The 26300-nt window shown below is 70.5% G+C and carries 23 protein-coding genes and 1 tRNA gene; 5 read left to right on the top strand and 19 right to left on the bottom strand.

Going from position 1 to position 26300, the window contains the following annotated elements; translation table 11 throughout:
- Positions 1–144 precede the first annotated feature (144 nt).
- The 10 genes from B7K24_RS07820 to B7K24_RS07865 are packed head-to-tail and all read right to left on the bottom strand — an operon-like array spanning position 145 to position 12239.
- Positions 145–1908: an ABC transporter ATP-binding protein gene (locus B7K24_RS07820; protein ID WP_159449186.1), complete on the bottom strand. Its 1764-nt coding sequence runs from the start codon at positions 1906–1908 to the stop codon at positions 145–147.
- Between the two features lie 11 nt (positions 1909–1919).
- Entirely contained in the window at positions 1920–3788 is a 1869-nt protein-coding gene (locus B7K24_RS07825; RefSeq protein ID WP_084129779.1) for an ABC transporter ATP-binding protein, read from the bottom strand.
- Entirely contained in the window at positions 3785–4555 is a 771-nt protein-coding gene (hisF, locus tag B7K24_RS07830; RefSeq protein ID WP_084129780.1) for an imidazole glycerol phosphate synthase subunit HisF, read from the bottom strand. Before hisF ends, B7K24_RS07825 begins: the two co-directional genes overlap by 4 nt.
- Entirely contained in the window at positions 4555–5469 is a 915-nt protein-coding gene (locus B7K24_RS07835) for an FKBP-type peptidyl-prolyl cis-trans isomerase (protein WP_084129781.1), read from the bottom strand. Before B7K24_RS07835 ends, hisF begins: the two co-directional genes overlap by 1 nt.
- A 36-nt stretch (positions 5470–5505) precedes the next feature.
- Positions 5506–6888 (bottom strand): Pup--protein ligase, encoded by a 1383-nt coding sequence (pafA, locus tag B7K24_RS07840; RefSeq protein WP_084129782.1) that lies wholly within the window; start codon positions 6886–6888, stop codon positions 5506–5508.
- A gap of 47 nt (positions 6889–6935) precedes the next feature.
- A complete protein-coding gene (locus B7K24_RS07845; protein WP_084129783.1) occupies positions 6936–7115 on the bottom strand; it encodes a ubiquitin-like protein Pup in 180 nt (59 codons plus the stop codon).
- Between the two features lie 47 nt (positions 7116–7162).
- A complete protein-coding gene (dop, locus tag B7K24_RS07850) occupies positions 7163–8683 on the bottom strand; it encodes a depupylase/deamidase Dop (protein ID WP_159449187.1) in 1521 nt (506 codons plus the stop codon).
- A 2-nt stretch (positions 8684–8685) separates the two neighbouring features.
- Positions 8686–10095 carry a proteasome ATPase gene (gene arc, locus B7K24_RS07855; RefSeq protein ID WP_084129785.1) on the bottom strand — a complete coding sequence of 470 codons (1410 nt, stop codon included), beginning with the start codon at positions 10093–10095 and terminating at the stop codon, positions 8686–8688.
- Positions 10095–11075: a tRNA (adenine-N1)-methyltransferase gene (locus tag B7K24_RS07860; RefSeq protein ID WP_084129786.1), complete on the bottom strand. Its 981-nt coding sequence runs from the start codon at positions 11073–11075 to the stop codon at positions 10095–10097. The genes arc and B7K24_RS07860 overlap by 1 nt, the downstream gene beginning before the upstream one ends.
- Positions 11076–11096: 21 nt before the next feature.
- Complete coding sequence (locus B7K24_RS07865) at positions 11097–12239, bottom strand: site-2 protease family protein (protein ID WP_084129787.1); 1143 nt, start codon at positions 12237–12239, stop codon at positions 11097–11099.
- A gap of 74 nt (positions 12240–12313) precedes the next feature.
- Here B7K24_RS07865 and B7K24_RS07870 point away from each other — a divergent pair, with 74 nt between their 5' ends.
- Together B7K24_RS07870 and B7K24_RS07875 are read left to right on the top strand one after the other, a co-directional pair.
- Complete coding sequence (locus B7K24_RS07870; RefSeq protein ID WP_084129788.1) at positions 12314–13147, top strand: PD-(D/E)XK nuclease family protein; 834 nt, start codon at positions 12314–12316, stop codon at positions 13145–13147.
- Positions 13148–13174: 27 nt separating this feature from the next.
- The gene (locus B7K24_RS07875) at positions 13175–14269 is read left to right on the top strand and encodes a Gfo/Idh/MocA family protein (RefSeq protein ID WP_084129789.1); all 1095 of its coding nucleotides are present in this window, start codon (positions 13175–13177) and stop codon (positions 14267–14269) included.
- A 3-nt stretch (positions 14270–14272) separates the two neighbouring features.
- Here B7K24_RS07875 and B7K24_RS07880 read toward each other — a convergent pair whose 3' ends face one another.
- Positions 14273–14962: an HAD family phosphatase gene (locus tag B7K24_RS07880; RefSeq protein ID WP_234986624.1), complete on the bottom strand. Its 690-nt coding sequence runs from the start codon at positions 14960–14962 to the stop codon at positions 14273–14275.
- A gap of 24 nt (positions 14963–14986) precedes the next feature.
- On the opposite strand from B7K24_RS07880, the gene B7K24_RS07885 reads away from it, so the two are divergent.
- The gene (locus tag B7K24_RS07885) at positions 14987–15847 is read left to right on the top strand and encodes a PAC2 family protein (RefSeq protein WP_084129791.1); all 861 of its coding nucleotides are present in this window, start codon (positions 14987–14989) and stop codon (positions 15845–15847) included.
- 52 nt (positions 15848–15899) lie between these two features.
- Here the strand turns inward: B7K24_RS07885 and B7K24_RS07890 are convergent, their stop codons facing one another.
- A complete protein-coding gene (locus tag B7K24_RS07890; RefSeq protein WP_084129792.1) occupies positions 15900–16760 on the bottom strand; it encodes an undecaprenyl-diphosphate phosphatase in 861 nt (286 codons plus the stop codon).
- Between the two features lie 67 nt (positions 16761–16827).
- On the opposite strand from B7K24_RS07890, the gene B7K24_RS07895 reads away from it, so the two are divergent.
- Positions 16828–17790, top strand: a complete 963-nt coding sequence (locus tag B7K24_RS07895) for an aldo/keto reductase (RefSeq protein WP_084129793.1) — start codon at positions 16828–16830, stop codon at positions 17788–17790.
- 17 nt (positions 17791–17807) lie between these two features.
- Here the strand turns inward: B7K24_RS07895 and B7K24_RS07900 are convergent, their stop codons facing one another.
- Positions 17808–18128, bottom strand: a complete 321-nt coding sequence (locus B7K24_RS07900; RefSeq protein ID WP_084129794.1) for a hypothetical protein — start codon at positions 18126–18128, stop codon at positions 17808–17810.
- A gap of 42 nt (positions 18129–18170) precedes the next feature.
- On the opposite strand from B7K24_RS07900, the gene B7K24_RS07905 reads away from it, so the two are divergent.
- Positions 18171–18428 carry a DUF5703 family protein gene (locus B7K24_RS07905; RefSeq protein ID WP_307182180.1) on the top strand — a complete coding sequence of 86 codons (258 nt, stop codon included), beginning with the start codon at positions 18171–18173 and terminating at the stop codon, positions 18426–18428.
- Between the two features lie 135 nt (positions 18429–18563).
- On the opposite strand, the gene B7K24_RS07910 is transcribed toward B7K24_RS07905, so the two are convergent.
- From B7K24_RS07910 to B7K24_RS07930, 6 genes are all read right to left on the bottom strand, one after another.
- On the bottom strand, positions 18564–19859 hold the full coding sequence (locus B7K24_RS07910) for a M20/M25/M40 family metallo-hydrolase (protein WP_084129795.1): 1296 nt from the start codon (positions 19857–19859) through the stop codon (positions 18564–18566).
- A 113-nt stretch (positions 19860–19972) separates the two neighbouring features.
- Positions 19973–20116 carry a GPGG-motif small membrane protein gene (locus B7K24_RS13555; RefSeq protein WP_200808308.1) on the bottom strand — a complete coding sequence of 48 codons (144 nt, stop codon included), beginning with the start codon at positions 20114–20116 and terminating at the stop codon, positions 19973–19975.
- A 151-nt stretch (positions 20117–20267) separates the two neighbouring features.
- Positions 20268–20356, bottom strand: a tRNA-Leu gene (locus B7K24_RS07915).
- 89 nt (positions 20357–20445) lie between these two features.
- Complete coding sequence (locus B7K24_RS07920; RefSeq protein WP_084129796.1) at positions 20446–23829, bottom strand: error-prone DNA polymerase; 3384 nt, start codon at positions 23827–23829, stop codon at positions 20446–20448.
- On the bottom strand, positions 23822–25519 hold the full coding sequence (locus B7K24_RS07925) for a hypothetical protein (RefSeq protein WP_084129797.1): 1698 nt from the start codon (positions 25517–25519) through the stop codon (positions 23822–23824). Before B7K24_RS07925 ends, B7K24_RS07920 begins: the two co-directional genes overlap by 8 nt.
- The gene (locus B7K24_RS07930; RefSeq protein ID WP_084129798.1) at positions 25516–26214 is read right to left on the bottom strand and encodes a hypothetical protein; all 699 of its coding nucleotides are present in this window, start codon (positions 26212–26214) and stop codon (positions 25516–25518) included. Before B7K24_RS07930 ends, B7K24_RS07925 begins: the two co-directional genes overlap by 4 nt.
- Positions 26215–26300 lie beyond the last annotated feature (86 nt).

Consider the following 26300-nt stretch of genomic DNA (forward strand, 5'->3'; position numbering starts at 1 on the left):
GGGCACATCCTTCCAGATCTCTCGGTCGGCGCCGCTCCCGGTCGTCACCCCTGTGCTTCCTGGTGGCCCGATCTCCGCCATGAAAGTGGTCCTCGTGGCGCACATGCGGCGATTTCCGCCATAGACGGGGGCCGATGCCGTGGCTCAGTCGCGGGTCTGAGCCACCCAGGCGCCATGCAGCGACGCGTAGGTGCCACCCGCGGCCACGAGATCGCGGTGGGGGCCCACCTCGGTGAGCTCGCCGTGCTCCATGACGGCGACGAGGTCGGCGCGTTCCGCCGTGGACAGGCGGTGGGCGATCACCACGGAGGTGCGTCCCTGCATCAGCGACTCGAGCGCACGCGAGATGCGCACCTCGGTAGCGGGGTCGACGGCGCTCGTGGCCTCGTCGAGGATCAGCAGGTCGGGGTCGCGCAGGTAGGCGCGGGCGATCGCCACGAGCTGGCGCTCGCCGGCGCTCAGCAGTTCGCCGCGTGGGCCCACCGGGCAGTCGAGCCCGCCGGGTAGAGCGTCGACCCAGCCCTCGAGGCCGAGCGATTCGAAGGCCGCCAGAGACCGCGCCCGCAGTTCGGCCTCATCGGCCTCCGGGAGCGCGTACGCGAGGTTGGACAACACGGAGCCGTCGAACAGGAAGCCCTCCTGCGGCACCACGGCGATCGAGCGGCGCAGCGAGTCCATCGGGACCTCGCGCACGTCGACGCCGCCGACCTTGACGGTGCCGGAGGTGGGGTCGAAGAAGCGCGACATGAGGCGTGCGAGCGACGTCTTTCCCGAGCCGGTGGTGCCGACTAACGCGATGCGCTTGCCCGCGGGCACCGTCAGGTCGATGCCCTTGAGGACCTCGGGCCCGCCGGGGTACGTCAGCCGGATGCCGGACATCTCGAGCTCGCCGTGGCCATGCGGGATGGGGGTGCCGTCGGCGCCAGGGTCCGCGACGGTGATCTCCTCATCCACGAGTTCGAGCACGCGCTTCCAGCCCACCAGCGCGCGCTGCATCTCGGCGAGCATCTCGATGATCCACATCACCGGACCGGAGAACTGGTGCACGAGGAACGCCATCGCCACCACGGTGCCGACGGACATCATGCCGTTGACGGCCATGACGGTGCCGCCGATGAGGGCGAGGCCGGTCGCGAGCGACTGTCCGATCACGGTCGACGAGAAGTTCACCGACGCGAGGATCGAGGCCTTCTTCTCGGCGGCCAGGATGTCGTCGTTCTCCTCGCGCAGTTGATCGCGCATGCGCTGCTGCACGCCGTACGAGCGGATGGTGGACACTCCGACGATCTGCTCGCTGGTCTTGCCCAGCAGGTCCGCCATCTGCTCGCGCACCCGCTGGAAGGCACGGCTCACGCGCGGCTGAATCCACATCAGCGAGCCGACCATGGGGATGAACGCCACGAGGATGATCAGGGAGAGCTGCCACGAGTACAGCAGCATCACGCCGAAGACGACGACGGACTCGAGCGCGGCGATGATCATGGCCGCGCCGGTCCATTGCATGAGGTCACGCATGGTCTCGACGTCACCCGTGACGCGAGAGACGTAACGCCCGCGCTGCTCCTCGTTCTGGGTGAGGACCGAGAGCTCGTGGACCTTGCGGAACGCGCGGATGCGCAGCGTCGCGAGGCCCGTCTCGGCGGCCGTCACCATGCGCACGCGCACGCGCCACGCGAGGATCGCGGCGATGACGAGCACGACGGCGCCGGCCGCGGCGTACTGCACGACCACGCCGAGGTTGACGCCGCCCGGCGCCATCAGCCCCAGGTCCGTCACGCGCTGCGTGAGGAACGGCACGGCGGCGCGGCCCGTCGCCGCGAAGGCGGCGAGCGTGAGGGTGACGCCGAGACCGACGCGGAACTCGGGACTCACCGCAAAGCCGCGGCGGAACATGGTGCGGGTATCCATGGGCTGGCGCATCAGATTCGTCCCGCCTCTTCTTCCGCCTGACGGCGCGAGTCCTCTTCGTAGGCGAGCACCAGCTCGCGGTAGCCCGCGTCACGCTCCACCAGGTCGGCGTGCACGCCCGCGTCGACGACCCGTCCGCCGTCGACATGGACGATCGCGTCGGCAAGCATGATGGACGCCAGCCGGTAGGCGATGATCAGCACGGTGGGTCCCTGACCGTCTGCCGCGAGGCCATGCAGGATGTCCTGTTCGACGCGCGGGTCGACGGCGCTCGTGGCGTCGTCGAGGACAAGGACGCGGGGCCGGCGCACCAGGGCGCGTGCCAGCGCCAGGCGCTGACGCTGTCCACCCGACAGGTTCATGCCTCGCTCGGCCAACACGCCGTCGAGGCCCGACTGACCGTCGCGCGCCAACTTCTCGATGACGTCGACGACGTTGGCGCGACGTAGCGCATCCCAGACCTGCTCGTCGTCGTAGTCCTCGCCCAGGGTCACGTTGTCACGCACCGTGCCGGCGAACACGAATGCCGTCTGCGGGACCAACGCCACGTGCCCGCCGAGGCCCGCGATGTCCTCCAGGGACACCTCGTCGAGGGTGATCGCGCCGTCGACGGGGCGCGCGAGCCGCGACGCGGCGAGAGCCACCGTGGACTTGCCCGCACCCGTGGCTCCCACCAGGGCCGTCACGGTGCCCGGCTCCAGGCGCAGCGACACGTCGTGCAGGATCATAGCGAGATTGCCATCGCCGTCGTCCGCCCCGATGTCCGCGTGCGAGAACACGAGCTCCCCGGCGCCGTCCTTAGCGACGTGGCGGTGGCCCGGCTCGTCGACTTCGGTGGCCGCCTGGGCGATCTCGCCGATGCGGCGGAAGGCGACGAGTGCCTGCGGCATCTGGCCCAGCACCCAGCCCACACCGCGAATCGGCACGGCCATGAGCGTCACCAAGTAGATCGACGACACCACGTTGCCGACGGACACGAAGCCGGCCTCGGCGCGGATGGCGCCCACGATCATGAGCGCCACGGCGCCGAGCGGCACGATGAGGTCCATGAGCGGCTCGAACCAGGCCGAGGTGCGCCCCACCTTGACGTCCGCGTCCTGGAGCCCGCGGGCCGCCTCGGCAAACCGCGAGGTCTCGCGAGCCTCGGCACCCAGTGCCTTGACCACGGTGCCGCCCTCAAAGCTCTCGTGAGCGATCGTCGAGACCTCCGCGCGGCGCGACTGGCCCAGGTCCCACCGCGGCGTGATGACCTTCTCGTAGGCGTAGTTGATGAGGAAGATGATGGGCACCACGGACAGTCCCGTAACCGCCAGCCACGGATCCATGCGCCACATCGTCCACCCGGCGGCGAACATCATCACGAAGGACCCGATGGTGAACGCGAACGGGTGCAGCGTGTTGGTGGCGCTCTCGGAATCCGAGGACATGGCGGACAGCATGCGTCCCGACGGGTTTGCCCGGTGCCAGCCGAGCGGCAGGCTTGCCAGTGCATCGGCCACCACACGGCGGTGCTCCGCCGCGACGCCCGCCACGGCGATGCCCTGGACGCCGCGGCGCAACCCCACCAGGGCGGCATTGACCACGCCGATGGAAAGGAACACGGCACCGGCGATCCAGATCGCGGTCACGGGGTCCTGCGTGAAGTCTCCCCAGATGCCGCCGATGGGGTCGCCCTCGACTCCTGGGATCACGACCTCGTCGGTAATGTCGCCGACGAGCGTGCCGAACAGCACTGTGAGCAGCGAGAACGCCGCCGCGGAGCCAATGGCGATGGCGAAGCGCTTGGGCTCCGTCTTCACGGCGTGAGAGAGCAGTTGGACGGCCTTGCGGTTGAACGATCCCGTGAGTCGATAGTTCCGCGCCGTGTCGTCGCGGCTCATCGCACCTCAATCCCGGCTGCGCGCATGTGGTCTTTCACCTGCGTGATGGTGAGCACACCGAAGTGGAAGACGCTCGCCGCGAGGACGGCGTCGGCGCCGGCGCGGGCCGCCTCGACGAAGTGCTCGGCGGTCCCCGCGCCGCCCGAGGCGATCAGGGGAATCGTCACCTGCTCACGCACGCGCGCGAGCATGTCGAGGTCGAAGCCGTCGTTGGTGCCGTCGGCGTCCATGGAGTTCAGGAGGATCTCGCCCGCACCGAGTTCCTGGCCGCGGCGCGCCCACTCGACGGCGTCGATGCCCGTGCCGTGGCGCCCGCCGTGCGTGGTCACCTCGAAGCCCGACTCAGTGACGGTATCTCCCGTGCAGCGACGCGCGTCCACCGACAACACCAAGACCTGACTGCCAAAGCGTGCGGCGATCTCGGAGATCAGCTCGGGACGCTGGATCGCGGCGGTGTTCACGCCCACCTTGTCGGCGCCCGCGCGCAGCAGACGGTCGACGTCCTCGGGCGAGCGCACTCCCCCGCCCACGGTCAGCGGCACGAACACCTGGTCCGCGGTGCGGCCCACGACGTCATAGGTCGTGGCGCGGTCGGAGGACGAGGCGGTCACGTCGAGGAACGTCACCTCGTCTGCGCCGGCGGCCCCGTACGCCGCCGCGAGTTCTACGGGGTCGCCCGCGTCGCGCAGCTCAACGAAATTCACACCCTTGACGACGCGCCCAGCGTCGACGTCCAGGCAGGGGATCACCCTGACGGCAGCGCCCACTATTCCTCCGAGTTCCACACGTCGAGGATGTCCACGACGAAAACCATCGTGCCACGCGACGGATAACCGATCGACCCAGGCACGACGATCTCGACGCGAGACCCTTCGGTCTGATCCAAGATGCCTTGCGTGAGTCCCTGCACGGCCTCGCCCGCATCCATGTCGAGCGTCAGGGGCTCCTGGTCGGCACCCCACGACGAGCGGAACAGGTCGCCCGCCTCCCAGGCGCCGTCCTCGTCGTTCTCCCCGTCCGCGTAATAGAAGGCGGCGTAGTTCACGAGCACGCGCGACGTGGTCGTCACCTGCGGGCCCACTCCCCTGATGAGGGTGGCCACATGAAGGTCAGAGACAACGGGGGCGTCCTCGGGGATCTCGACGACGGGTTGCCCGTCGGCCCCCATGCTGACCGCAGGCATACCCGCCGGCGCGTCAGCCTGCTGCCCCACCGCGGTCTCCGCGCGCACGTCCATCAGAATCGTGACGGGCGGCTGGTCCTCGCCGCCGCTGCCCGGCGACACCGTCAGCACACGCGCGCCGACGTTGAGGTCGATGAGCGTCGCGTACAGCGACTCACCGAGCGACTCCTCCGTGAGCACAAACGACTGCGGAAGCCCGTCGAAGGTGTTGACCACCGGGGTCGCATCGTCGAGCGACTCTCCGTAAAGGTCGAGCAGCAGCGGCTGCCCATCCTCGAGAGGCGCGCCCTCCCCGTTCCACAGCAGCAATGACTGTTCCTGCGCGTAGTCGAGGCCTGGCTCGAAGGTCAGCGACGGCGCGAGCGTATCCGACTGTCCCACCACGATGTCGGAGATATCACCCGCCGGGGTCGCGGTCACCGACGGGTCGGGATCGGGGCCCGTGCACGCGGACAGCGCGACGACCACACCGAGGGCGCAGGCGAGCAATCGACGCATGGCGACGTCCTTCCGAGCAGGTGGGGAGACTCGAGTCTAGCCGCGCTCGTCGGCGCTGAGGGACTCCAGGAGCGTGTCGACGCGGGCGTCCTCGTGGCGGAAAGGGTCCTTGAGAAGCACCGTTTTGCTCGCGCCCGTGAGCTTCAGGTGAACCCAGTCGACGGTGTAGTCCTGACCCGACGCGGAGGCGGCCTCGACGAACGCCCCTCGCAGTTTTGCGCGCGTGCTCTGGGGCGCCACTGTGCGGGCACGCTCGATCGCCGCGTCCTCCACCACCGTGCGGACCAGCCCCTGCGACACCAGACGGTGATACAGGCCCCGCTCGGGCGACACATCGTGGAACGCGAGTTCGAGTCGCGCGAGCCGCGGGTCGTCGAGGCGGCAACCCAGGCGGGCCTGGTAGCGCTGGATGAGCCGCCACTTGATGGCCCAGTCGAGTTCGGTGTCGACGAGCGAAGGGTTCTGTTCTCGCACCGCACGAATGCCCCGCTCCCACAGGTCGAGGATGCTTTCCACCTCTGCGGTGGGCTCGATCACGTCACCCACGTGCGCGCGCACCACATCGAGGTACGACTGTTGGATCTCGACCGCCGTGAGGTGGCGGCCGTCGGCGAGCTCGACCGTCGCGGCTCCCGTGATGTCGTGCGCGACCGCGCGGATGGCCTGCATCTCGTTGGCCAGCGTGAGGTCGGGCAGGCGCACGTGCGCCTCCATGAGCCGCAGCATGAGATCGGTCGCGCCGACCTTCAGTAACGTGGTGGGCTCGGCCATCGTCGAGTCGCCGACGATGACGTGCATGCGGCGGTACAGCTCGGCGTTCGCGTGAGGCTCATCGCGCGTGTTGATCATGGGACGCGAGCGGGTGGTCGCGGACGACAGCCCCTCCCACATGTGATCCGCTCGCGGGCTGAACGAATAGTGGGCGCCCTGCGGCGTGCGGGTAATGGTGCCAGCGCCGGTCACAATCTGACGGGTGATGAGGAACGGCAGCAGCGCCGAGGCGAAGGCACGGAAATCCGCACGCCGGCGCACCAGGTAGTTCTCGTGGCAGCCGTAGCTGTTGCCGGCCGAGTCGGTGTTGTTCTTGTACAGGTGGATCGTGCCGTCGACGCCGGCGTCACGCAGGCGCTGCTCTCCCTCGGCGACGAGGTCCTGGACGATGCGCTCGCCGGCCTTGTCGGAGGCGATGAGGTCCGTGAGCGAGTCGCATTCGGCGGTCGCATACTCGGGGTGCGCACCCACGTCGATGTACAGCCGCGACGCGTTGGTGAGGAATACGTTGGACGAGCGGCCCCATCGCACCACGGAGTGGAACAGGTGCCCGGCCACTTCTTCGGGCGTCACGCTGCGGGCGCCGGGCGCGTCGAGGTGCAGGCCGAACTCGGTCTCCAGCCCGAAGATGCGCCGGGCGGCGGGCACCTCGAGCGGCGCGGGGACGTCGGTCGCGAAGCCGGTGGTGGTCGCGGCTACTGCCCGCCCTTCTGCACGAAGGAGCGCACAAACTGCTCGGCGTTGGTCTGCAACGAGTCGTCGATCTCATCCAGCAGCGAGTCGAGTGCGTCGGTGCTCTCCGCCTTGGCGGGAGCGGGCGCCGGCTCGGGCGCGTCGTCTTCGTACGGCTGGCCTGAGGAGAATGTCTGACCCATACCGGGAAGTCTAGACCGGGCGGCCGATGCCGTGGTCGCCCGCCGCGTCACGCTCCCCTGATGAGGCGGTCGAGGACGGGGTGGCTCGCGCGATGCGGGTCGTCGAGGTGGACCACCTCAAGGTGATCGCCGTCGAGGTCAAGCACCACCGAGGACCATCCCGCCGCATCGACGACGTCCGGGCGTGCCGCGACGACGCCGCCACGCAGGCGTGCGCGCGTGTCGGCCGGCGCGTGGGTGACGGCGCGCTCGACCTCGTGGGTATCGACGACAACGCTGACCTGACCGGCGGCCGCGAGCTTGGCGGCCCAGCCGTCGCCCAGGCGGCTCCATTGCACGTCGATCGCGCTCAGCAGCGGCGCATCCCAGGCGAGCGGCGTGGCCACGCCGTCGGAGTCGACGGTCGCATGCTTGTCACGCAGCCGGCCCAGGAGGCGAAGCTTGGCCACCCACTCGACGTCCGCGGCGGCCTCCATGGGGTCGCGCGACAGGGCCTCGAGGACGGCCTCCCAGCGCGCAATGACGAGCGCGTCGTCCGCGTCGCCGGCGTACGAGCGACAAATCTCGAGCAGCGCGCGCTGGATCTCGAGCGCGGTCGCGCTCTCGCCGGAGGCGAGTGGCAAGCCGGATCGCAACGTGAGGTCGCGCGAGACCTGACCGACCGCCGCCACGGGGTCGGCGAGCACCAGCGCGTCGAGCCGCTCGTCGTCGGCTTCGATGGCGCTGAGCACGAGGGCGGTGGTGCCGACCTTGAGGAACACGGGCACCTGGAGGCAGTTCGCGTCGCCGATGATCACGTGCAGCCTGCGCCACTGGGCGCGCGTCGCATGGGGTTCGTCGCGCGTGTTGACGATGGGCCGGCGCAGCGTGGTCTCGAGGCCCAGTTCGGCCTCCATGTAGTCGGCGCGCTGGGAGATCTGGAAACCCGCCTCCTGGCTGCGCTGTCCGAGGCCCACACGGCCGGCGCCCGTGAAGATCTGCCGCGTGACGAGGTGGGCGGTGAGCCGGGACGCGAGGGCCGAGAAGTCGACCGCGCGGTCCACGAGGAAGTTCTCATGCGTGCCGTAGCTCGAGCCCTTGCCGTCGACGTTGTTCTTGTACAGCTCGACGCGGCCGTCTTCGTCCTCGGCGTAGCGCGCTGCGGCCGCGAGCGCGATCCGGTCCCCCGCCGCGTCCCACAGCACGGCGTCGCGGGCCGAGCGCACCTCGGGACCCGAATATTCGGGGTGGGCGTGGTCCACGTAGAAGCGGGCGCCGTTGCTGAGGACGGCGTTGAGGTGCGCGGGGTCCTCCCACGAGCCACGCCGACGGCGCAGCGTGACGGCGCCGTCTTCGGGCCGGTACTCGTGGGCGTCGGTGAGCATGTCGGCCGATGCCGTGGCCCGGTCCCGTCGCTCGCCACGCTGGTCCTGGAGCGGGTCCTCGCCGCCGTAGTCCCAGCGCGTCGTGTGACCGTTCGCGCAGCCCCGGCATGCTTCCACCAGGCGCGAGGACATCAGGATGGGGTTGGCCTGCGGACGGTCGGGGTCCGCGATGCCGTACTCGGTCTCGATGCCGACGACCCGCACGCTCAGCCCTCCCTGAGGGTCGACGCCGCGACGGCGCGGGCCTCGGCCAGTTCCTGCTCGCAGGCGCGCTCGAGGTGCTCGGCGGTGATGCCACGCTCCCCGCCGGTGATGACGGACTTGATGGCGAGCGTCTTGGCACGGTCGACGACGTTGCGTACCAGAGCACCCGACATGTGGGCCTTGTTGGCCGGGTCGGCATACAGGCGGTCCACCGCATGCTCCGCGAGCTCGCGCACTGCGGCCTGGGCGTCGCCGCGACCGCGCTCCATGGCGGACGCGGACAGCGGCAAGTCCGCGGTGAGGTACTTGGAGAAGATGTCGCGGGCGCTCGCCGCGTCTGGACGAGAGATCTCGATCTTCACGTCCAGGCGGCCGGGTCGCAGGATGGCCGGATCGATCATGTCCTCGCGGTTCGACGCACCGATCACGATGACGTTGCCCAGCTGCTCTACGCCGTCGAGCTCGGTGAGCAGCTGCGGGACGATGGTGGTCTCCATGTCGGAGCTCACGCCCGTGCCGCGCGAGCGGAACAGCGCCTCCATCTCGTCGAAGAACACCACGACCGGTGCACCGGAGTGAGCCTTGGCGCGGGCGCGTTCAAAGATGGTGCGGATGTAGCGCTCGGTCTCGCCCACGTATTTATTGAGCAGCTCGGGCCCCTTGACCGACAGGAAGTAGGAGCGGTCGGCGCCCACGGCATCGGCCAACGAGTGTGCGACCGCCTTCGCGATGAGGGTCTTCCCGCAGCCCGGAGGTCCGTACAGCAGGAGGCCGCGCGGCGGGTTGAGGCGGTGTTCCCGGTACAGGTCGGGGTGGCGCAGCGGCAACTCGATGGCGTCGCGGATGCGCTCGATCTGCGCCGTGAGGCCGCCGATGGAATCGAAGTCCACATCCGGCACCTCCTCGAGCAGGAGCGCCTCGACGCCGGTGCGGTCGACGCGTTCGGTGGCAAACCCGGTGCGCGCGTCGATGATGACGGTGTCGCCCTCGGTGAGGCGCTGCCGGGCGTCGCCGCCGGTGAGCATGACGACACGCTCGTCCTCGCCGCGCGCGACCACGAGCACGCGGTCGTCGTCGAGAACCTCGCGGACCAGGGCGCTCTGGCCGACCTTCTCGGCCTCCGCCACGCCGACGACCACGCTCATCGCGTTCATCAGCACCTCGTCGCCGGGCGTGAGATCCCGCGGCACGCCGGGCAGCACGGCGACGCGCAGGCGGCGGCCGCCGCTGATCACGTCGGCATGCTCGCCCGACCATTGGACGAAGGTCGCGAAGGTCTGCGGCGGGGCCGATGCCTCGGCCAGCTTCTCGCGCATCTCACCGAGCGACTGGCGTGCGGTCTCGAGCAGACGCTGTAGCTCGGCGTTGCGGGCCTGCAGGGCGGCGACGCGGTCCTGTCCCTCGGTCACCATCAGTTCTCCCCCTCCTCGGCCATGGGGCGCGTGGCGTCACGACGCACGCGGCGGATCTTCTTGTCGGACACGGCGCGCTCGCCCAGGTCCTCGGGCGACCAGTCTTCCTCGCCATAGGCGCCCTTGGCGGGGCGGCGCTTACGCAGCGGCGCGTCGACGCCGGGCGCCATGCGGCGCGTGGTGAGGAGGAAGCCGGTGTGGCCGATCATGCGGTGGTCGGGGCGCACGGCGAGGCCCTCGAGGTGCCAGGTGCGCACCATCGACTCCCACGCCTGCGGCTCGGTGTAGCCGCCGTGGTCCTTCAGCGCCTCCGCGAGGCGCGACAGCTGGGTGGTGGTCGCGACGTAGGCGAGCAGCACACCGCCGGGTGCCAAGGCATCGGCCGCCGCGTCGAGGTTCTCCCAAGGCGCGAGCATGTCGAGCACGATGCGGTCGACCTCACCCACCTCCGCCACGCGGTCGGCGAAGTCGCCAATCTTCAGATCCCAGGCGGGGTGCGGGCCGCCGAAGTGGAACTCGACGTTGCCACGCGCGATGTCCGCGAAGTCCTCGCGGCGCTCGATCGAGGTGAGCGAACCGCCGTCGCCCACGGCGCGCAGCAGCGACATGGTGAGCGCCCCCGAGCCCACACCCGCCTCGACCACCCGGGCGCCCGGGTAGATGTCGGCCATCTGGATGATCTGGCCGGAATCCTTCGGGTAGATCACGGCCGCGCCGCGCGGCATGGACAGGACGTAGTCGCTCAGCAGCGGGCGCAGCACCAGGTAGTCGAAGCCCGCGGTGTTGGTGACGACCGTGCCCTCTGGCCGGCCGATGATCTCGTCGTGCGTGAACTGGCCGCGGTGCGTGTGGAAGGTCTTGCCGGCCTCGAGAATGATCGTGTGGTGGCGTCCCTTGGCGTCGGTGAGCTGCACGCGGTCGCCCGCACGCAGCGGGCCGCGGCGCTCGGCGGCGCCCGTCGGGAGTAAGGGGGAAGTCATGTCCCCCAGTCTAGGTGCGAGCTATTGCAGGGCCTTCATCGCATCGGCCAGCCTCACAACCCCGACGATCTCGCCGCGGTCCACCGCGACCCACACGTCGGTGCGGCCCCACCACTGCTGCAGGGCGTCGACCAGGGCGTCGCCGCCGGCCCCGGCGTCGATCGCCGCGCCGCGCGGTAGCGGCATCGTGACCGACTGCAGACCCGTCGTCGCGCGGTCGGCCTCCTCGACCGCGTCGGTCAGTGCGGCCGGGAAGTGGCCGGCCGCGGCTCCGTCGACGGCCAGCACCACGACCTCGACGGCGCCTGCGGCCTCGGCCGCGCTGCGCGCCTGGTCCACCGTCACGTGGTGAGGCACCGTGACGGCGGCAACGGTGAGGTCGCGCGCGGTGACGCTGGCACGCTTGCCCAGCGCCTGCGCCACCTTGAGCGCGTTCGACGCCGCGGGCCACAGGATCGCGAACACCAGCATGGCCCACAGCAGGTCGAACAGGTCGGGGCTACGGCCACCCAGCACCGGGATCCCCAGCGCGACGACCACGACGCCGACGGCGATGACCCGGCCGGCCCACGCCGCAGCCTTCATGCCCGTGTACCGGTTGCCGGTGACGGCCCACACGATCGACTCGAGCACGCGCCCGCCGTCCATGGGGATGCCCGGCAGGGCGTTGAAGATCGCCAGCACCAGGTTGGCCCACGCCACCCACTGGACGATGAGGTAGAGCGTGACGTCGCCGAGCACCCAGTCGCGCAACGTGGGCTCAAGTGCGCCCCACGCCAGGGGTATCCAGGCAAGGCCCGCGAGTACCAGGTTCGCGACGGGGCCGGCGGCGGCCGTGACTCCCATCACCGTCGGCGTGAGCGCGCGCGCGTCGTAGCTCGTGTGGCCGCCCCAGAGCGTGAGCACGATCTCGTTCACGTCGCGCTTGAAGGAGCGGGCTGCCGCCGCGTGAGCAACCTCGTGCAGGAACACCGACACAAACAGCAGCACGGCGAGGATGAGGCCGACCGTGAAGGTACGCCTGGTCAGTTCCACCCCGCCGCTGGTCGCAAACAACAGCGCGAGGATCACCAGCATGAGAAGAGTCGAGTACTGAACGACGATGCGAGCGCCGAAGATCCGCCCGAGTGTCAGGCCACGGGTGGGGCGCGGGGACTGCGTCATGGGCTCCACCGTAGACGGTCGCCCGTCCCGTCCCGTGCCGCGGCGATGTCACACGGTGCGCCTACCCTGGTCGCATGGCCCGTCGCTCCCCCGCCCTCTCGCCGTCGCGCGCGGGCGATTTCCGTCAGTGCCCGCACCTGTACCGCCTGAGGGTGGTCGACAAGATCCCCGAGCCGCCGTCGGCCGCGGCGACCCTCGGCACGCTCGTTCACGCCGTGCTCGAGCATCTCTACGACAAGCCCGCGGTGGAGCGCACGGAGGCCACGGCATCGGCCATGCTGGAGCCGCAGTGGCGTGCCATGGTGGAGCGCGACCCCGCCCTCGGCGCGCTCCACGAGGACTCCCACGCCGAGGCGACCTGGCTGGCGGAGGGGCGCGGGCGGCTCGCCACCTACTTCACGATGGAGAACCCGCAGCGCCTGGAGCCCGACGGGCGCGAGGAGTTTGTCGAACTGCAGCTGCCGGACGGCCCGCTGCTGCGCGGGTTCATCGACCGCGTCGACGTCGCCCCCGACGGATCCATCCGCATCATCGACTACAAGACTGGCAAGACGCCGCTGCCGCAGTACGGGCACAAGGAGAAGTTCCAGATGCGCTTCTATGCGCTGCTGGTGGAGCGTCTGCGAGGACGACGGCCCGCGCTGCTGCAACTGCTGTTCCTCAAGGACGGCGGCACGCTGGTGCTGCGCCCCAGCGACGACGACCTCGCGCAGATCGAGTTCGAGGTACGCGAGCTGTGGGATGAGATTCTCGGTGCCGCGCGCACGGGCGCGTTTAGGCCCAAGAAGTCAAAGCTGTGCGGCTGGTGCTCGTTCCAATCGCTGTGCCCCGAGTTCGGCGGCGAGGCCCCTGCACTCGATCCCGACGCGGTGGAGCGTGCGCTCGGCGTGCGTCCCGTGAGCGCGTAACCCGACAGCGATATGAAAGGACGATCAATGACGATCACCACCCCGCCAGTGAGCTTCGCCGTCGTCGGCTACGGCTGGCGCGCGCCCTTCTTCCTGCGCCCCGCCGCAGTACTGCCGGACCAGTTCCGTGTCACGGGCGTGGTCACGCGCCGCGCCGAGGTGGGCGAGCGTGCCATGGCCGAGCGGGGTCTGGCGTCGTGGCGTTCGCTGGCGGACGCCGTGGCCGCGGACCGGCCCGACTTCGTGGTGGTCTCGGTGCCGTGGGAGGCGGCCCCCGAGGTCACCCGCGAGGCGGTAGCCCTCGGACTGCCGGTGTTGTGCGAGACGCCGCCGGCGCCCGACCTCGACGGGCTCCATCGGCTGTGGGCGGACGTCGGCGCCTCTGGCCTGGTGCAGATCGCGGAGCAGTACCCCGGCTATCCGGGTCACGTCGCACGCCGCGCGGTGATCGACCGGGGCCTCATCGGGCGCGTCAACGAGGTCGAGGTGTCCTCCACGCACCTCTATCACGCCATGGGTGTGCTGCGACGGATGCTCGGCGTGGGCGATGAGGGCGCCCAGGTCACCGCGATCGAGTCCAGCCATCCCCTGGTCGACCCGCACACACGCGAGGGGTGGACGGACGACAACACCGAGAGGGACGCCACCACGCTGCGCGCCATCTTCCGGTTCGAGTCCGGACGTGTCGGCACCTACGACTTCACCGATAACCAGTGGTGGAACGCGCTGAGGGCGGACAGGATCGCGGTGCGCGGCTCACGCGGCGAGATCGCGAACGACCGGGTGACCGCGCTCACGGGTCCGCGCACCATCACGACGACACACCTGGAGCGACGGCACACGGGCGTGGAACTCAACCTCGAGGGCAACGACCTCGACCACATCTCGCTCGGCACCGACGTGCTGTACCGCAACCCCTGGGTGGGCACGCGCATGGCCGATGACGAGATCGCCGTCACCGACCTGCTGGCAGGAATGTCCCGGTGGATCCACGCCGACGGCGCACCGCCCTATCCCCTGGCGGACGGCGCGCAGGACTGGGCGCTCGCGATCGCCATGCAACAGGCCGCGTCCAGCGGCCAACGGGTCACGCTCGAGCGTCAGCCCTGGGCGCGCGGGTAAGGCTTAGCGGTCGGCGCCGAGCTCGTCGATGACCTCGCCGCCGGCGACCCGGCTCAGCGAGTCGAGATCCCAGGCGTCGAGGGAGCGTACACGGCTGAGACCCTCGCGCGGCTCGATCGCCACCAGGCGGCGCACCGCGACCGTGCGCGCGCCCGAGGACCAGGCCGATCCCACCCCTGACGGCGAGTCCTCGATCGCCACGCATGCCTCGATGTCCACGCCGAGCTCGCTGGCAGCGCTCAGATACGCCTCCGGGTCGGGCTTACCGCGGCTCACCCGGTCGCCCGTGACGACCACCGAGAAGGCTCCCGGCACCGACTCCAGGAAGGCGTCGGCCAGGCGCGTGTACGACATGGTGACGAGGGCACAGGGAACGCCTGCCTCGACACACGCCTCGAGGAGGAGCCGGGCGTCCTCCTGCCATGGCACGTGCGCGCGCACCTGCTCGCTGACGCGACCCAACAGGAACTCGACGATTTCCTCGTCGGGAAGGTCGACGCCCCGCTCGCGCAGGATCTGCGCCGACAGCGTGAGTGGGTTACCCACCAGTCCGAGTCCGTCGGCGTGCGTCCACGTCACACCGAAACGGGCCGCGAGCTCGGTCTCGGCGGCAATCCAGTACGGCTCGGAATCGATGAGGGTGCCGTCCATGTCCCACAGGACGGCGGCGGGCGAAGATGCGTGCGTAGTCACGGGGCACGAGTCTAGGCTGGGCGGATGGACACGGAGGATCAGGAACCCACGCTCGGCTCGGACGAGACGGTGATGCTCGCGGCGTTCGAGGGATGGAACGATGCCGGCTCCGCCGCGTCCCAGGCGCTGGACCACCTCGCCACGTGGTGGGACGCCCGCGACCACGCGGCCCTCGACCCCGAGGACTATCACGATTTCCAGGTCAGCCGCCCGACGATCACCCGCGGTCCCTCCGGCGACCGGGTCGTCTCGTGGCCCGGCACCGTACTGTCGACGGCCCGCCCCGAGGGTGGTCCCGCCATCGTTCTCGCCCGCGGCATCGAGCCCTCCATGCGCTGGAGGACCTTCTGTGCCGAGTTACTCGACCACGCCGAGGACCTAGGTGTGACCACCATCGTGACGGTGGGCGCCCTGCTCGTCGACGTCCCCCACACCCGCCCCCTGCCCACCTTCGTCACCAGCGAGGACGAGGACGCGCGTGAAAGGTTCGGGCTCGAACGCTCCGACTACGAGGGCCCCACTGGCATCGTCGGCGTCCTCGGGCACGAGGCGCAACTACGCGGCATCACGGTGCTCAGCTTGTGGGTGGGGGTGCCGCACTACATCGCTCACCCGCCGAGCCCCAAGGCGTCCGCCGCCCTGCTTACCCAACTCGAGCGGCTCATCGGCGTGACGATCGACCTCGGCGACCTTCCCGACGAGTCCGAGGCATGGCAGCGCGGCGCCGACGAACTTGCCGAGGATGACGAGGAGATCGCGGATCACGTGCGTCAGCTCGAATCCGTGATGGACGAGACGAGCCTGCCCGAGGCGTCGGGCGACGCCATCGCCGCCGAGTTCGAACAGTTCCTGCGTCGCCGCGGCGACGGCGGCATGTCGAAGTAGCCGGCCGCCCGGGGAGACGGACGCTCAAGCCGACCACGGCATCGGCCCTCCCCTAGATGGCCGGGATCACCCCGGCGCCGAGCAGCGCGACGATCACCGCCGCGAAGCCCAGGCGGTACCACACGAAGGGCCAGAAGGTGTGGTGCGTGATGAGCTTGAGGAACCACACGATGACGGCGTAGCCGACCGCGAACGCGACGACAGTGGCGATGGCGGTGTTGACGAAGCCCGGACCGCCCGCCGCCGTGAGCTCATCGGTGTTCGTCACGAGCTCAAGCCCGGCCGAGCCGATGACGGCGGGGATTGCCAGCAGGAAGGAGTAGCGCGCCGCCGCCTCGCGGGTGAGTCCTAGGAACAGGCCCATCGAGATGGTGCCTCCCGAGCGCGACACCCCCGGGATGAGGGCCATCGCCTGTGCCAGGCCCAGCAGCCAGGCGTCCTTGGCGCGCAGTGACTCGAGTTCGCGCTCGCGCCTACCGACCTTGTCCGCCCACCCCAGCACCAGACCGAAGATCGCGAGGACGGCCGCGGTGATGTAGAGGTTGCGCAGGTGACCCTCGATGTAGTCCTGGAAGATCAGACCCAGCACGACGATGGGGATGGAGCCCAGGATCACCCACCAGCCCATGAGCGCATCGGGGCTGCCCTTGCCGAAGCGGTGGGCACGGTCGGCGCCGTTGCGGCCCGCAAGCGCGGCCAGCCACGCCGCGATGATGCGTGCGATGTCCTTGCGGAAGTACAGCAGCACCGCCGCTTCGGTACCCAGCTGGATGATCGCCGTAAAGGCCGCGCCCGGATCCTCACCGCCGGGCAAGAGCGGCCCGATGACGCGAATGTGCGCGCTCGAGGAGATCGGCAGAAACTCCGTCAGAGCCTGCACCAGTCCGAGGATGACCGCTTCCCACCAACCCATGGCGGCAAGGCTAGCGCCCGCGCGTCGCGACAGGCTCCACCGGGACACGTTCGGTAGGTTCGCGTCCATGGAACGGGCACGCGTCGGCAGCAGCGGTCTCGAGGTGTCGCGCCTCGCGCTTGGCACCATGACGTGGTCGCGTGACACGAACGCCGATGAGGCAGGTCAGCAGATCGACGCGTTCCTCGATGCTGGTGGCACCCTGCTCGACACCGCCGCGACCTACGCTGACGGCGGCTCCGAGACGCTCATCGGCGCCCTGCTCGGCGGGACGATCGCCCGCGACGACGTGCAGATTTGCACCAAGGCGGGCATCAAGCGCACGGACCGCGGCGGCATGATCGACGCCTCGCGCGACACGTTGCTGGGAACCCTCGACGCGTCACTCGCGCGCTTGGGCACGGACCACGTCGACGTGTGGTTGGTGCATGCGTTTGATGCGGTGACCCCCCTCGACGAGACCCTGCATGCCCTCGAGATCGCGGTGAACTCGGGACGCGCCCGATACGTGGGGGTGTCGAACTTCCCCGCATGGGCCATGACGCGCATCGCCACCATGGCGACCGGTCGGCCCGCGATCGCCGTCACCGAGGTCGAGTATTCGCTGCTGCAGCGCGGCATCGAACGCGAGGTACTGCCCGCGGCCGACGCGCTCGGCATGGGGGTCCTCGGCTGGTCGCCCCTCGGCCGCGGCGTCCTCACCGGTAAGTACCGCGACGCCATCCCCGCCGACTCCCGCGCGGCCTCCGAGCACCTCGCGGGCTTCGTCGCGCCCTACATGGGTCAGCGCGCCGGAGCGGTCGTCAGCGCCCTCGAGACCGCCGCTGAGGGCCTGGGCTGGTCGCCTCTGGAAACCGCGCTCGCGTGGGTGCTCGGCAGGCCCGGGCTCACGAGCGCGATCGTGGGCGCCCGCACGGCCGCGCAGTTGCTGCCGGCGCTCGACGCCGCGGATCTCGCACTACCGCCCGCCATCGGCGAGGCGCTCGACGAGGTTTCCGCCCCCGTTCTCGGATATCCCGAGCGGAGGTAGACGATGACGACCGACGCCTACCCGTTCCTCAGGTCGAAGTCGTCCATGTCGTCATCCATGTCCTCTTCGTCCTCCTCGGCGTGGCCGTCGAGGGCATCATCGTCCAGCTCCTCGTCGTCCTCGACCTCGTCCTCGAAGTCCTCGTCGAGCAACACCGGCAGCGTCTCCGCGTACTCGATGTCGAGCGCCTCTTCGTATCGCACGAAGGCCTGGGCGAGCGACTCGTACGCGTCGTCCACCGCGGCATCGTCCTCGCCGCGGCGCGACACCACCGCCTCGAGGTGCTCCTCGAAGGCGGCGGTCAGACGGCGAAGTGCCTCACGGGCTTCAGCGCTCATAGTCATGACGATATCCGCGAATGCAGTTCAATGGGAGGTGTGATGAGCAATCACTCGAACCCGGCCGGAGCCCACGTGGTCCACCCGCGTCGTCACCGCGAGCCCGCCGCGAGCCGCTTTGAGTGGCGCGTGGTCGACATCCCGCGTGACGTCACGCGGTCCGAGGCCCGCTCGTTGCTCACCGAACAGGCTGAATACGGCCGCTGGGAGCTCGCCCGCTCGCAGAAGTTCATCGGCGGCGCGCGCCGAGTGTGGCTGAAGCGCCGCGTGATGCGGGTGGAGCGCACCGACGCGGCGTAGCCCCGTGGTGCGCGAGTGGGTGCACGACGCGCTGCGCCAGGTGGCACCACTTTCGCCCCGAGGCGCCTAGGGCAGGCGTCAGGCACCGCCAGGACGGCCGATGCCGTGGCGGGCTTGCCGTCGCGACGGCGCCGCTTAGCAGCTCGCCAGGAAGCGGCTGAGCACCTTGGTGCCGAAATGCAGCGAATCGACGGGGATGCGCTCGTCAATGCCGTGGAAGAGGCTCGGGAAGTCCAAGTCGGGCGGCAGCTGCAGCGGCGCAAACCCGTAGCCGGCGATGCCTAGCGCGGCGAGATGCTTGTTGTCGGTGCCGCCCATCATGTTGTACGGCAGCACCGTCGCGCCCGGGTCCTCGACCTCCAGCGCGGCCACCATCGTCGAGACCAGCGGTACGTCGAAGGGCGCCTCGAGGCTGCGCTCGGTGATGTAGGGCTCCACCTTGACGTGGGTGCCGGCGAGTTCCTCGATCTGGCGCAGCACCTGCTCCTGCTGCCCTGGCAGGAAGCGGCTGTCGACGTAGCCGATGGCGGTGTCGGGGACGACATTCGTCTTATAGCCGGCGTCCATCATGGTGGGGTTCGCGGTGTTGCGGATCGAGGCGTCGATCATGGGGCCCACCGCACCGAGGCCGTCGATGAGCCGCCCAATCACCTCGGGCGTGGCCTCGTACGCGATGCCTTCGAGGTCGGCGACTCCCCGCAGCAGTGTCTCCACGGTGGGCGTGACGTCGATGTCCCACCCGTGTGAGGCGATCCGGTGCAGAGCTCCCGCGAGGTGAGCGACCGCGTTGTCCGTGTGCACCAGCGAGCCGTGGCCCTGCTTGCCATGCGCGATGAGGCGCAGCCACTGGATGCCCTTCTCGGCCGTCTGCAAGAGGTAGGCGCGCTTGCCGTTGACGTAGGCGGAGAAGCCCCCCACCTCGCTGACGGCCTCGGTGCAGCCGGCAAAGTCCTCGGGGTGGTTCTCGACCATCCATCCGGCTCCCCTGCGCCCACCGTGCTCCTCGTCGGCGAAGAACGCGATCACCACGTCGCGCGGCGGCTGCTGGCCCGAGTCGATCATCTGCGCCACCGACGCGAGGATCATCGCATCCATATTCTTCATGTCCACGGCGCCGCGGCCGTAGAGCATGCCGTCCTTGATCTCAGCGCCGAAGGGGTCGACCGACCAGTCCTGGGCGAAGGCCGGCACCACGTCGAGGTGGCCGTGGAGCACCATGCCGGGGCGCTCACTGTCGGCGCCCTTCCAGCGCGCGGTGAGGCTTGCGCGACCTGGCTCCGACTCGCGGATGACGGGATCGAGGCCCAGGCCGCTGAGGACATCGGCGACGTAGGTGGCGGCCTCGCGCTCACCCGGCCCGGGGTCGTCTCCGTAGTTGGAGGTGTCGATGCGGATGAGGTCCTGGCAGGTGCGGACGACGTCGAGGCTCATGGGCTCAGGCTAACGGGCTGAGCCGGACATGACGACGCCCGCCGGGCCGCCCTCAAGGAGGGAACGGGCGGCCGGGCGGGCGTTCCGTGAAGAGCCGGCGCGGGGCCGGCTTGTCAGGTGAAGATGCTCACGCCTCCAGGGCCGATGAGCAGGCCAACCACAATCAGGATGACGCCCCACAGGACGTCCTTCTGGACGATGCGCACGATGCCGAAGATGACGAGCAGAACGGCGATGATCCACAAAATGGTGGCCATGAGCTTCTCTCCCTTGCCACGTTGAGGTGTACTGCGTCGGACGGCAGGGATAACTTCGGTGAGAGCCCTGCTATTCCCGATGTACGCCGCGAGGTGCTCGTGGAGGAGAAACGACGAAGGGCCGGAGCGTCTGCTCCGGCCCTTCGTCTCGTGGTGTCCGAGGGGGGACTTGAACCCCCACGCCCTAATACGGGCACTAGCACCTCAAGCTAGCGCGTCTGCCATTTCCGCCACCCGGACAGGGTGACTGCTCTGCTCTTGCGAGCGGATCAGCGAGAAGAAACTCTAGCACGGCTCTGGCAGGTGTTTTCACCACGCTGGCGAATCCGTCACCGGAAGTCGCGACTCCTCGACGGCACCTTCAGCGACAGCGCAGACAGGTGCTCGGCGACAAGGTTGGTCGCGCCGTCGGCGCGCTCGATGCGGCCGCGTATGACCAGCGCCGGCGAGCGTCGCGCGACCGCCTGGAAGCGGCGCCACAGCCCGCGCGAGCAGATGACGTTGAGGAAGCCCGTCTCATCCTCCAAGGACAGGAACGTCACTCCCTTCGCGGTGCCCGGGCGCTGGCGATGCGTCACCACGCCGGCCACGCTCACACGCCGCTCCGCCTCGTAACCCAGCACCCCTGCCACGGTGAGGACGCCCTGGGCGTCGAGGCCGTCGCGCACAAAGACCGTCGGGTAGGTGTCGGTCGAGACCCCCGAGGCCCACACGTCGGCGATGGCCTCCTCCACCACGCTCATGCCCGGCAGCATGGGGGCGTCGACGCCAGGCGCGGTGCCGGGAAGCGTGTCGGGCCCCTCGAGCGACAGCGCTCCCGAGGCCCACAGCCCCTCGCGGCGCGTCACCCCGAAGGACTCGAGCGCGCCCGCGGTGGCGAGCGCCTCCCACTGCGCGGTGGTGAGGCCCTTCTCGGGTGCGAGCCCCGCCTGGCCCGAGACGCCGGAGGGCCGCACCCGCACGCGCCTGGCCATGTCGCGCAGGTCGCTGAACGGGCGCTCGGCGCGCGCGTCGACGATGGCCTGGGCGGCGTCGGCCCCGAGCCCGCGCACCGAGGCGAGCCCCATGCGCACCGCGAGCGTGCGGTCAACACGCACGAGTCTGGCCATATCCGCCCGCGTCTCCCCCGGCGCCGCAAACGGCGCGTCGAGCCGCTCGACCGTGGCCAGCGCATCGGACCTCGCCACGCACGGCCGCAACACCACCTGGCCGTGACGTCTGGCATCGGCCGCGAGGGACTGCGGGCTGTAAAAGCCCATGGGCTGCGCCGCGAGCAGGCCCGCATAGAAGGCGGCGGGCCGGTGGACCTTGAGCCAACTCGACGCGTAGACGAGGTAGGCAAACGAATAGGAGTGCGACTCGGGAAAGCCGAAGTCGCTGAAGGCCTTGAGCTTGTCGAAGATCTGCGCGGCGACGTCGGCGGTGATGCCACGCTCATTCGCGCCCACCATGAAGCGTGCCCTGAGCGCCTCCATGCGCTCGGGGCTGCGCTTGGATCCCATGGCGCGGCGCAGCTGGTCGGCAAGCGCGCCGTCGAACCCCGCGCAGTCCATGGCCATCTGCATGAGCTGCTCCTGGAACAGCGGCACGCCCAGGGTCTTGCCCAGCGACTTCTCGAGCAGCGGGTGCAGGTACGTGACCTCCTCTCGCCCGCGGGCGCGGTTGATATACGGATGCACGGATCCACCCTGGATGGGACCGGGACGGATGAGCGCGACCTCGATGACGATGTCGTAGAAGCGCCGCGGACGCAGGCGCGGCAGGGTCGCCATCTGGGCGCGCGACTCGACCTGGAACACGCCCACGGTGTCCGCGGCGCACAGCAGGTCGTACACCTCCGGGTCCTCTTGCGGCAGCGAATGCAGACCCAGGCTCTCCCCCGCGACGTCGCGCATGTAGCCGAAGGCGTACCTCAGCGCCGAGAGCATGCCCAGGCCCAGCAGATCGAACTTCACCAGGCCCGCGTCGGCGCAGTCGTCCTTGTCCCACTGCAACACGGTGCGGCCGGGCATGCGCGCCCACTCCACGGGGCATACGTCGATCACGGGTCTATCGCACAGCACCATGCCGCCGGGGTGAATGCCCAGGTGGCGCGGCAGGCGCATGAAGCGGTCGGCAAGATCCAGGACGGGCTCGGGGATGTGGTCGAGGTCCTGGGAGGGCGGCGGCTCGGGCCACATGGCGTCACGTTGCTTCGCCGCCCACTCCTCTTGTTTCTCCTGCGGGACACGCAGGGACCCCCACCTGTCGATGCTCGTGGACCACGCATCCTGCTGGCCCGCGTCGTATCCGAGCGCCTTGGCGGCGTCGCGCACCGCGGAGCGGGGCCGGTACTGGATGACGTTGGCGACCATGGCGGCGTTGATGCGGCCGAACCGCCGGAAGACGTACTGGATGACCTCCTCGCGACGGTCGGACTCGATGTCCACGTCGATGTCGGGCGGTCCGTCGCGTTCGGGCGCGAGGAAGCGCTCGAACAGCAGCCCATGGGTGACGGCGTCGACGGCGGTGACGCCGAGCGCGAAGCACACCGCCGAGTTGGCTGCCGATCCCCTGCCCTGGCACAGGATGTCGGACTCCCGGCAGAAGTTCACGATGTCGTGGACGATGAGGAAGTAGCCGGGAAAATCGAGCGCCTCGATGACGTTCATCTCGTGTTCGATCTGCGCCCACGCACCGGGCACACGTTCCGCATGCGGCGGCCCGTAGCGCTCGTATGCGCCGCGGCGCACCAGCTCGCGCAGCCATGACGCCTCGGAATGCCCCTCCGGTACGGGGTACGGCGGCAGGTGCGGGGCGACCAACTGGAGGTCGAAGGCGCATTCGTCGGCGAGCGCAGCCGCGGTAGCGACGGCCTGTGGGTGGCGACGGTGACGCACCAGCATCTCGGCCGCCGAGCGCAGGTGTCCGGCGGCCCCCGCGGGCAGCCAGCCGTCCATGTCGTCCAGCGACGAGCGGGCGCGCACGGCCGCGACGGCCGCGGCGAGGTCGGCATCGCGCGGGGACGCGTAGTGCGCATTGGTGGTGGCGACGAGCGGCAGGCGGGCGTCGAAGGCAAGGTCGGCCAGGGCATCGGCGATCTCTGAGTCGAACGGGTCGCCGCTGTCGGTGATCTCGACGGCGACGTTGTCGCGGCCGAACATCCCCACAAGCCGGTCGAGTTCACGGCGCGCCGCGGCATGCCCAGCGCGGGTCACGGCACCGTCGAGCGGGTTGGCACCCGGCACACCCACGCCCGCCAGCGCCCGGCGCACGGTGCCCTTGCGGCAGCCGGTGAGCACCAGGAACTCGCCGTCGCCCGTGGCCGCCAGGTCCTCGAGCGTGTAGCGGGCCAGGCCCTTCTCGCCGGTGGCGAGGTGTGCCATGCCGATGGCGTGCGACACCCTGCCGTAGCCGCTGGCCCCACGCGCGAGCACCAACAAGTGCGAGCCGCGCGGGTCGGGCTTGCCGGTGGGAGGGTCGAGCACGGGCGGGCCGCCAGGGGTCTCGGGGGCGGCGAGGTGAAGTTCCGCGCCGAACACCGTGGGCAGGTCGATGGCGCGCGCGGCATTGGCGAAGCGCACCGCGCCGTACAGGCCATCGTGGTCGGTGATGGCGAGGGCGCTGAGGCCCAGCCTGCCAGCCTCGGCCGCCATCTCCTCAGGGTGGTTCGCACCGTCGAGGAAGCTAAAGGCGCTGTGGGCGTGCAGCTCGGCGTAGCGGGGCTCAGTCATAGATGGCCTCGAGCCACCACTGGCCGCCGGAGAAAGCGGCGAGCAGCGCCGGTCCCCCCTCCGCCCGGCGTAGTGCCACCTGCAGATAGGCGCGCCGCGACGCCTCGGCCGACCACCACCGCTCGGCGATGGGCCACGGCCCAGCCCATGCCTCGATAGGTTCGGCCGCCTCCCAGGTGGGCTCGTCCCCCACATGACCGGCGGCGGGGTGACGCCTGGCCGCGGCGGCGCGTGCCTTGCCAGGATCGGCCTGGAGACGCACCCAGGTGGGCGGGGCTGACAAAGCCAGGCGGCGGTCAACGATGACAGGGCTGCCGCCGGCGTCGAGCACCTGCAGGGGCTCGGGCAGCGGCAGCACGGTCGCGGGCGCGGGGTCGGGTATGCGCCCGGGCCAGGGGTGGTCGACCTTGCGCGCGGGCGTCACCTCCTGCCCCCACGGCGCGGCGAGCACGCGGTCGCGCGGCGAACGTCCGCCCTGCTCGCGCACCGCCAGCACGGCATCGGGCCCCAGCAACGACTGCATGCGCTCCACGGTGCGTTGGGCACGAGAGTCGGCGCCGGAGACCCCTCCCCACAGGAAGGCCTGCTCGTCCCCCAGGGCGATGACGTCCTGCGCGGTGAGGCTGAGACTCGTCAGTGGCGCGGGCTCGGGCCCGTTCGCGGTGCCCGATAGCCATCCCTCGAGCTGCCAGCGCACCCGGTCCGCCATGTGGCGGGAAAAGGCGCCCGCACGCGAGCCCACGTCCGTGCGCCACACCCTCTCGAGGGTGTCGCCGCGCTCGGTGCGCGCCGCGATCCTCACGCGCGAGCAACGCACACCGGCCGCGAGCAGCGCCTCGTCGAGCCGACGCGAAGACTCGGCGGCCACCAGGGTCAGCTGCTCGATGCGCTCGGCGGGCTCCTCGAACTCGTAGGCCACCTCGATATCGTCTTCGGAGCGGCGCAGGACGGGCGGGCGCACGTCCTCGCCGCGGCCGATGCGGTGGGCCCACCTCCCCACCGGGCCAAACCGGGCGAGCACATCGCCCGCGGGCAGCGCCGTGAACTGGGCCAGGGTGGTGATGCCCAGGCGCGTCAGCACACTCACGAGGTCCTCGACGCCCTCCCGCTGGCGCCGCTCCATGGCGGCGAGGCTCAGCGCCTCAACAGGGGCGTCCGCAAGAAACTCCGCGGAGCGTCCCGCGGGCACCAGCACCGAGGAACGGGCGGCCATGATCGCGGCCAGCAACCCGTCCGCAGCTCCCACGGCACACTCGTGCCCCGAGACCTCCGCCACCGCGCCCACCAGGGCCTCGGCGAGCGCCTCCTCGGAACCATGAAACCGGGCCGCCCCCTCGGCGGGGACCATCAGCAGACCCGGACGGGAAATCTCGACGCCCGCGACCACCTCCTCGGCGGCCGCCGCGACCGCCTCGAACTCGCGCGCGTCACGCCCCTCGTCGTAGGGCAGGATCACCAGCTCGGGGCACGCGCGTTGCGCCTGACGTTTACCGTGCCCGCGCCGCACGCCGGCCGCACGGGCCGCCGCCGAGACCGCGACCATGCCGCGGCCATGGAGCACCGCCGCGGGGGCATCGGCCCCCATCCCGGCGGCGCGGGCCGCGGCCGCGACGGGCCAGTCGGGCACCCACAACACCGCGCGCCGGGTCGCCGTGGCGGGGCCGCCGCGGGCGTGCGCCGGGGCGCTCATGCGACCTCCTCCGTGACGCGCGTCGCGGCGGCACGCATCCCCGTCAGGTCGGCATCAAGGGTGAGCCGCATGCGCCTGACGGCGCCCGAGCGGCGCCCCGCCACAGCGACGGACAGGTCACGCTCGCGAAGCCGCCCCTCTCCCGCCCCCAGCCCGCGCCAGGCGGAGCGCTCGACGGTCATGGTCGTGTGCGCTCCCGCCCACGGCCCTGCCGCAAGGATGACGGAGCCGCGCTCGCGTGCGCGGGACGCCAGGCGGCGCCTGTCAGCCTCCGACAGCGCCGTGCGCGCCCCCACGAGGGTGATGTCCATGCCGTCGACCGCGGCGCCCGCCGCCTCCACGATCTGGGTGCCGGGATGGGGCACCAGGACCAGCCGTGCCAGGTCGAGACCGCGCCGCGCAGCCGCGACCACCCCCACCGCAGGCATGCCCAGGACCGCGGTCCATGATCCCTCCCGTGACGCCGTGGCCGCGAGCGCGAGCATGAGCGAGGTCGAGCCGTCCACGGAGATCACCGAGCCGCGCGTGAGCCCCTCGGGCAGGAGCCCAGACAGCAGGTCGTCGAGGGGAAGGCGGGGACGCTCACCCGCCTGACGGGTGGTTCCCACCCGGGCCTCGACGGAGCTCAGGGCGGCGCGCGCGGCCGCCAGGCGCTCGGCGCGCGAGCCGAGCACACTCCCCTGGCCCTGCAGCATGCGACCCTCCTGACCTGCCTGCGCTGGGGTCCCGCCCCAGACGCGTTCGAACATATGTTCGATTATCGCAGGGGGCGCCGACATCG

The organism is Demequina sp. NBRC 110055 (genome assembly GCF_002090135.1).
GTDB lineage: Bacteria > Actinomycetota > Actinomycetes > Actinomycetales > Demequinaceae > Demequina.

Excerpts from the sequence above, each read along its gene's own strand:
- B7K24_RS07820 (WP_159449186.1), bottom strand. The coding sequence starts at position 1,908 with ATGGATACCCGCACCATGTTCCGCCGCGGCTTTGCGGTGAGTCCCGAG.
- B7K24_RS07825 (WP_084129779.1), bottom strand. The coding sequence starts at position 3,788 with ATGAGCCGCGACGACACGGCGCGGAACTATCGACTCACGGGATCGTTC.
- B7K24_RS07835 (WP_084129781.1), bottom strand. The coding sequence starts at position 5,469 with ATGCGTCGATTGCTCGCCTGCGCCCTCGGTGTGGTCGTCGCGCTGTCC.
- B7K24_RS07845 (WP_084129783.1), bottom strand. The coding sequence starts at position 7,115 with ATGGGTCAGACATTCTCCTCAGGCCAGCCGTACGAAGACGACGCGCCC.
- arc (WP_084129785.1), bottom strand. The coding sequence starts at position 10,095 with ATGGTGACCGAGGGACAGGACCGCGTCGCCGCCCTGCAGGCCCGCAAC.
- B7K24_RS07860 (WP_084129786.1), bottom strand. The coding sequence starts at position 11,075 with ATGACTTCCCCCTTACTCCCGACGGGCGCCGCCGAGCGCCGCGGCCCG.
- B7K24_RS07865 (WP_084129787.1), bottom strand. The coding sequence starts at position 12,239 with ATGACGCAGTCCCCGCGCCCCACCCGTGGCCTGACACTCGGGCGGATC.
- B7K24_RS07870 (WP_084129788.1), top strand. The coding sequence starts at position 12,314 with ATGGCCCGTCGCTCCCCCGCCCTCTCGCCGTCGCGCGCGGGCGATTTC.
- B7K24_RS07875 (WP_084129789.1), top strand. The coding sequence starts at position 13,175 with ATGACGATCACCACCCCGCCAGTGAGCTTCGCCGTCGTCGGCTACGGC.
- B7K24_RS07885 (WP_084129791.1), top strand. The coding sequence starts at position 14,987 with ATGGACACGGAGGATCAGGAACCCACGCTCGGCTCGGACGAGACGGTG.
- B7K24_RS07890 (WP_084129792.1), bottom strand. The coding sequence starts at position 16,760 with ATGGGTTGGTGGGAAGCGGTCATCCTCGGACTGGTGCAGGCTCTGACG.
- B7K24_RS07895 (WP_084129793.1), top strand. The coding sequence starts at position 16,828 with ATGGAACGGGCACGCGTCGGCAGCAGCGGTCTCGAGGTGTCGCGCCTC.
- B7K24_RS07900 (WP_084129794.1), bottom strand. The coding sequence starts at position 18,128 with ATGAGCGCTGAAGCCCGTGAGGCACTTCGCCGTCTGACCGCCGCCTTC.
- B7K24_RS07905 (WP_307182180.1), top strand. The coding sequence starts at position 18,171 with ATGAGCAATCACTCGAACCCGGCCGGAGCCCACGTGGTCCACCCGCGT.
- B7K24_RS07910 (WP_084129795.1), bottom strand. The coding sequence starts at position 19,859 with ATGAGCCTCGACGTCGTCCGCACCTGCCAGGACCTCATCCGCATCGAC.
- B7K24_RS13555 (WP_200808308.1), bottom strand. The coding sequence starts at position 20,116 with ATGGCCACCATTTTGTGGATCATCGCCGTTCTGCTCGTCATCTTCGGC.
- B7K24_RS07920 (WP_084129796.1), bottom strand. The coding sequence starts at position 23,829 with ATGACTGAGCCCCGCTACGCCGAGCTGCACGCCCACAGCGCCTTTAGC.
- B7K24_RS07925 (WP_084129797.1), bottom strand. The coding sequence starts at position 25,519 with ATGAGCGCCCCGGCGCACGCCCGCGGCGGCCCCGCCACGGCGACCCGG.
- B7K24_RS07930 (WP_084129798.1), bottom strand. The coding sequence starts at position 26,214 with ATGCTGCAGGGCCAGGGGAGTGTGCTCGGCTCGCGCGCCGAGCGCCTG.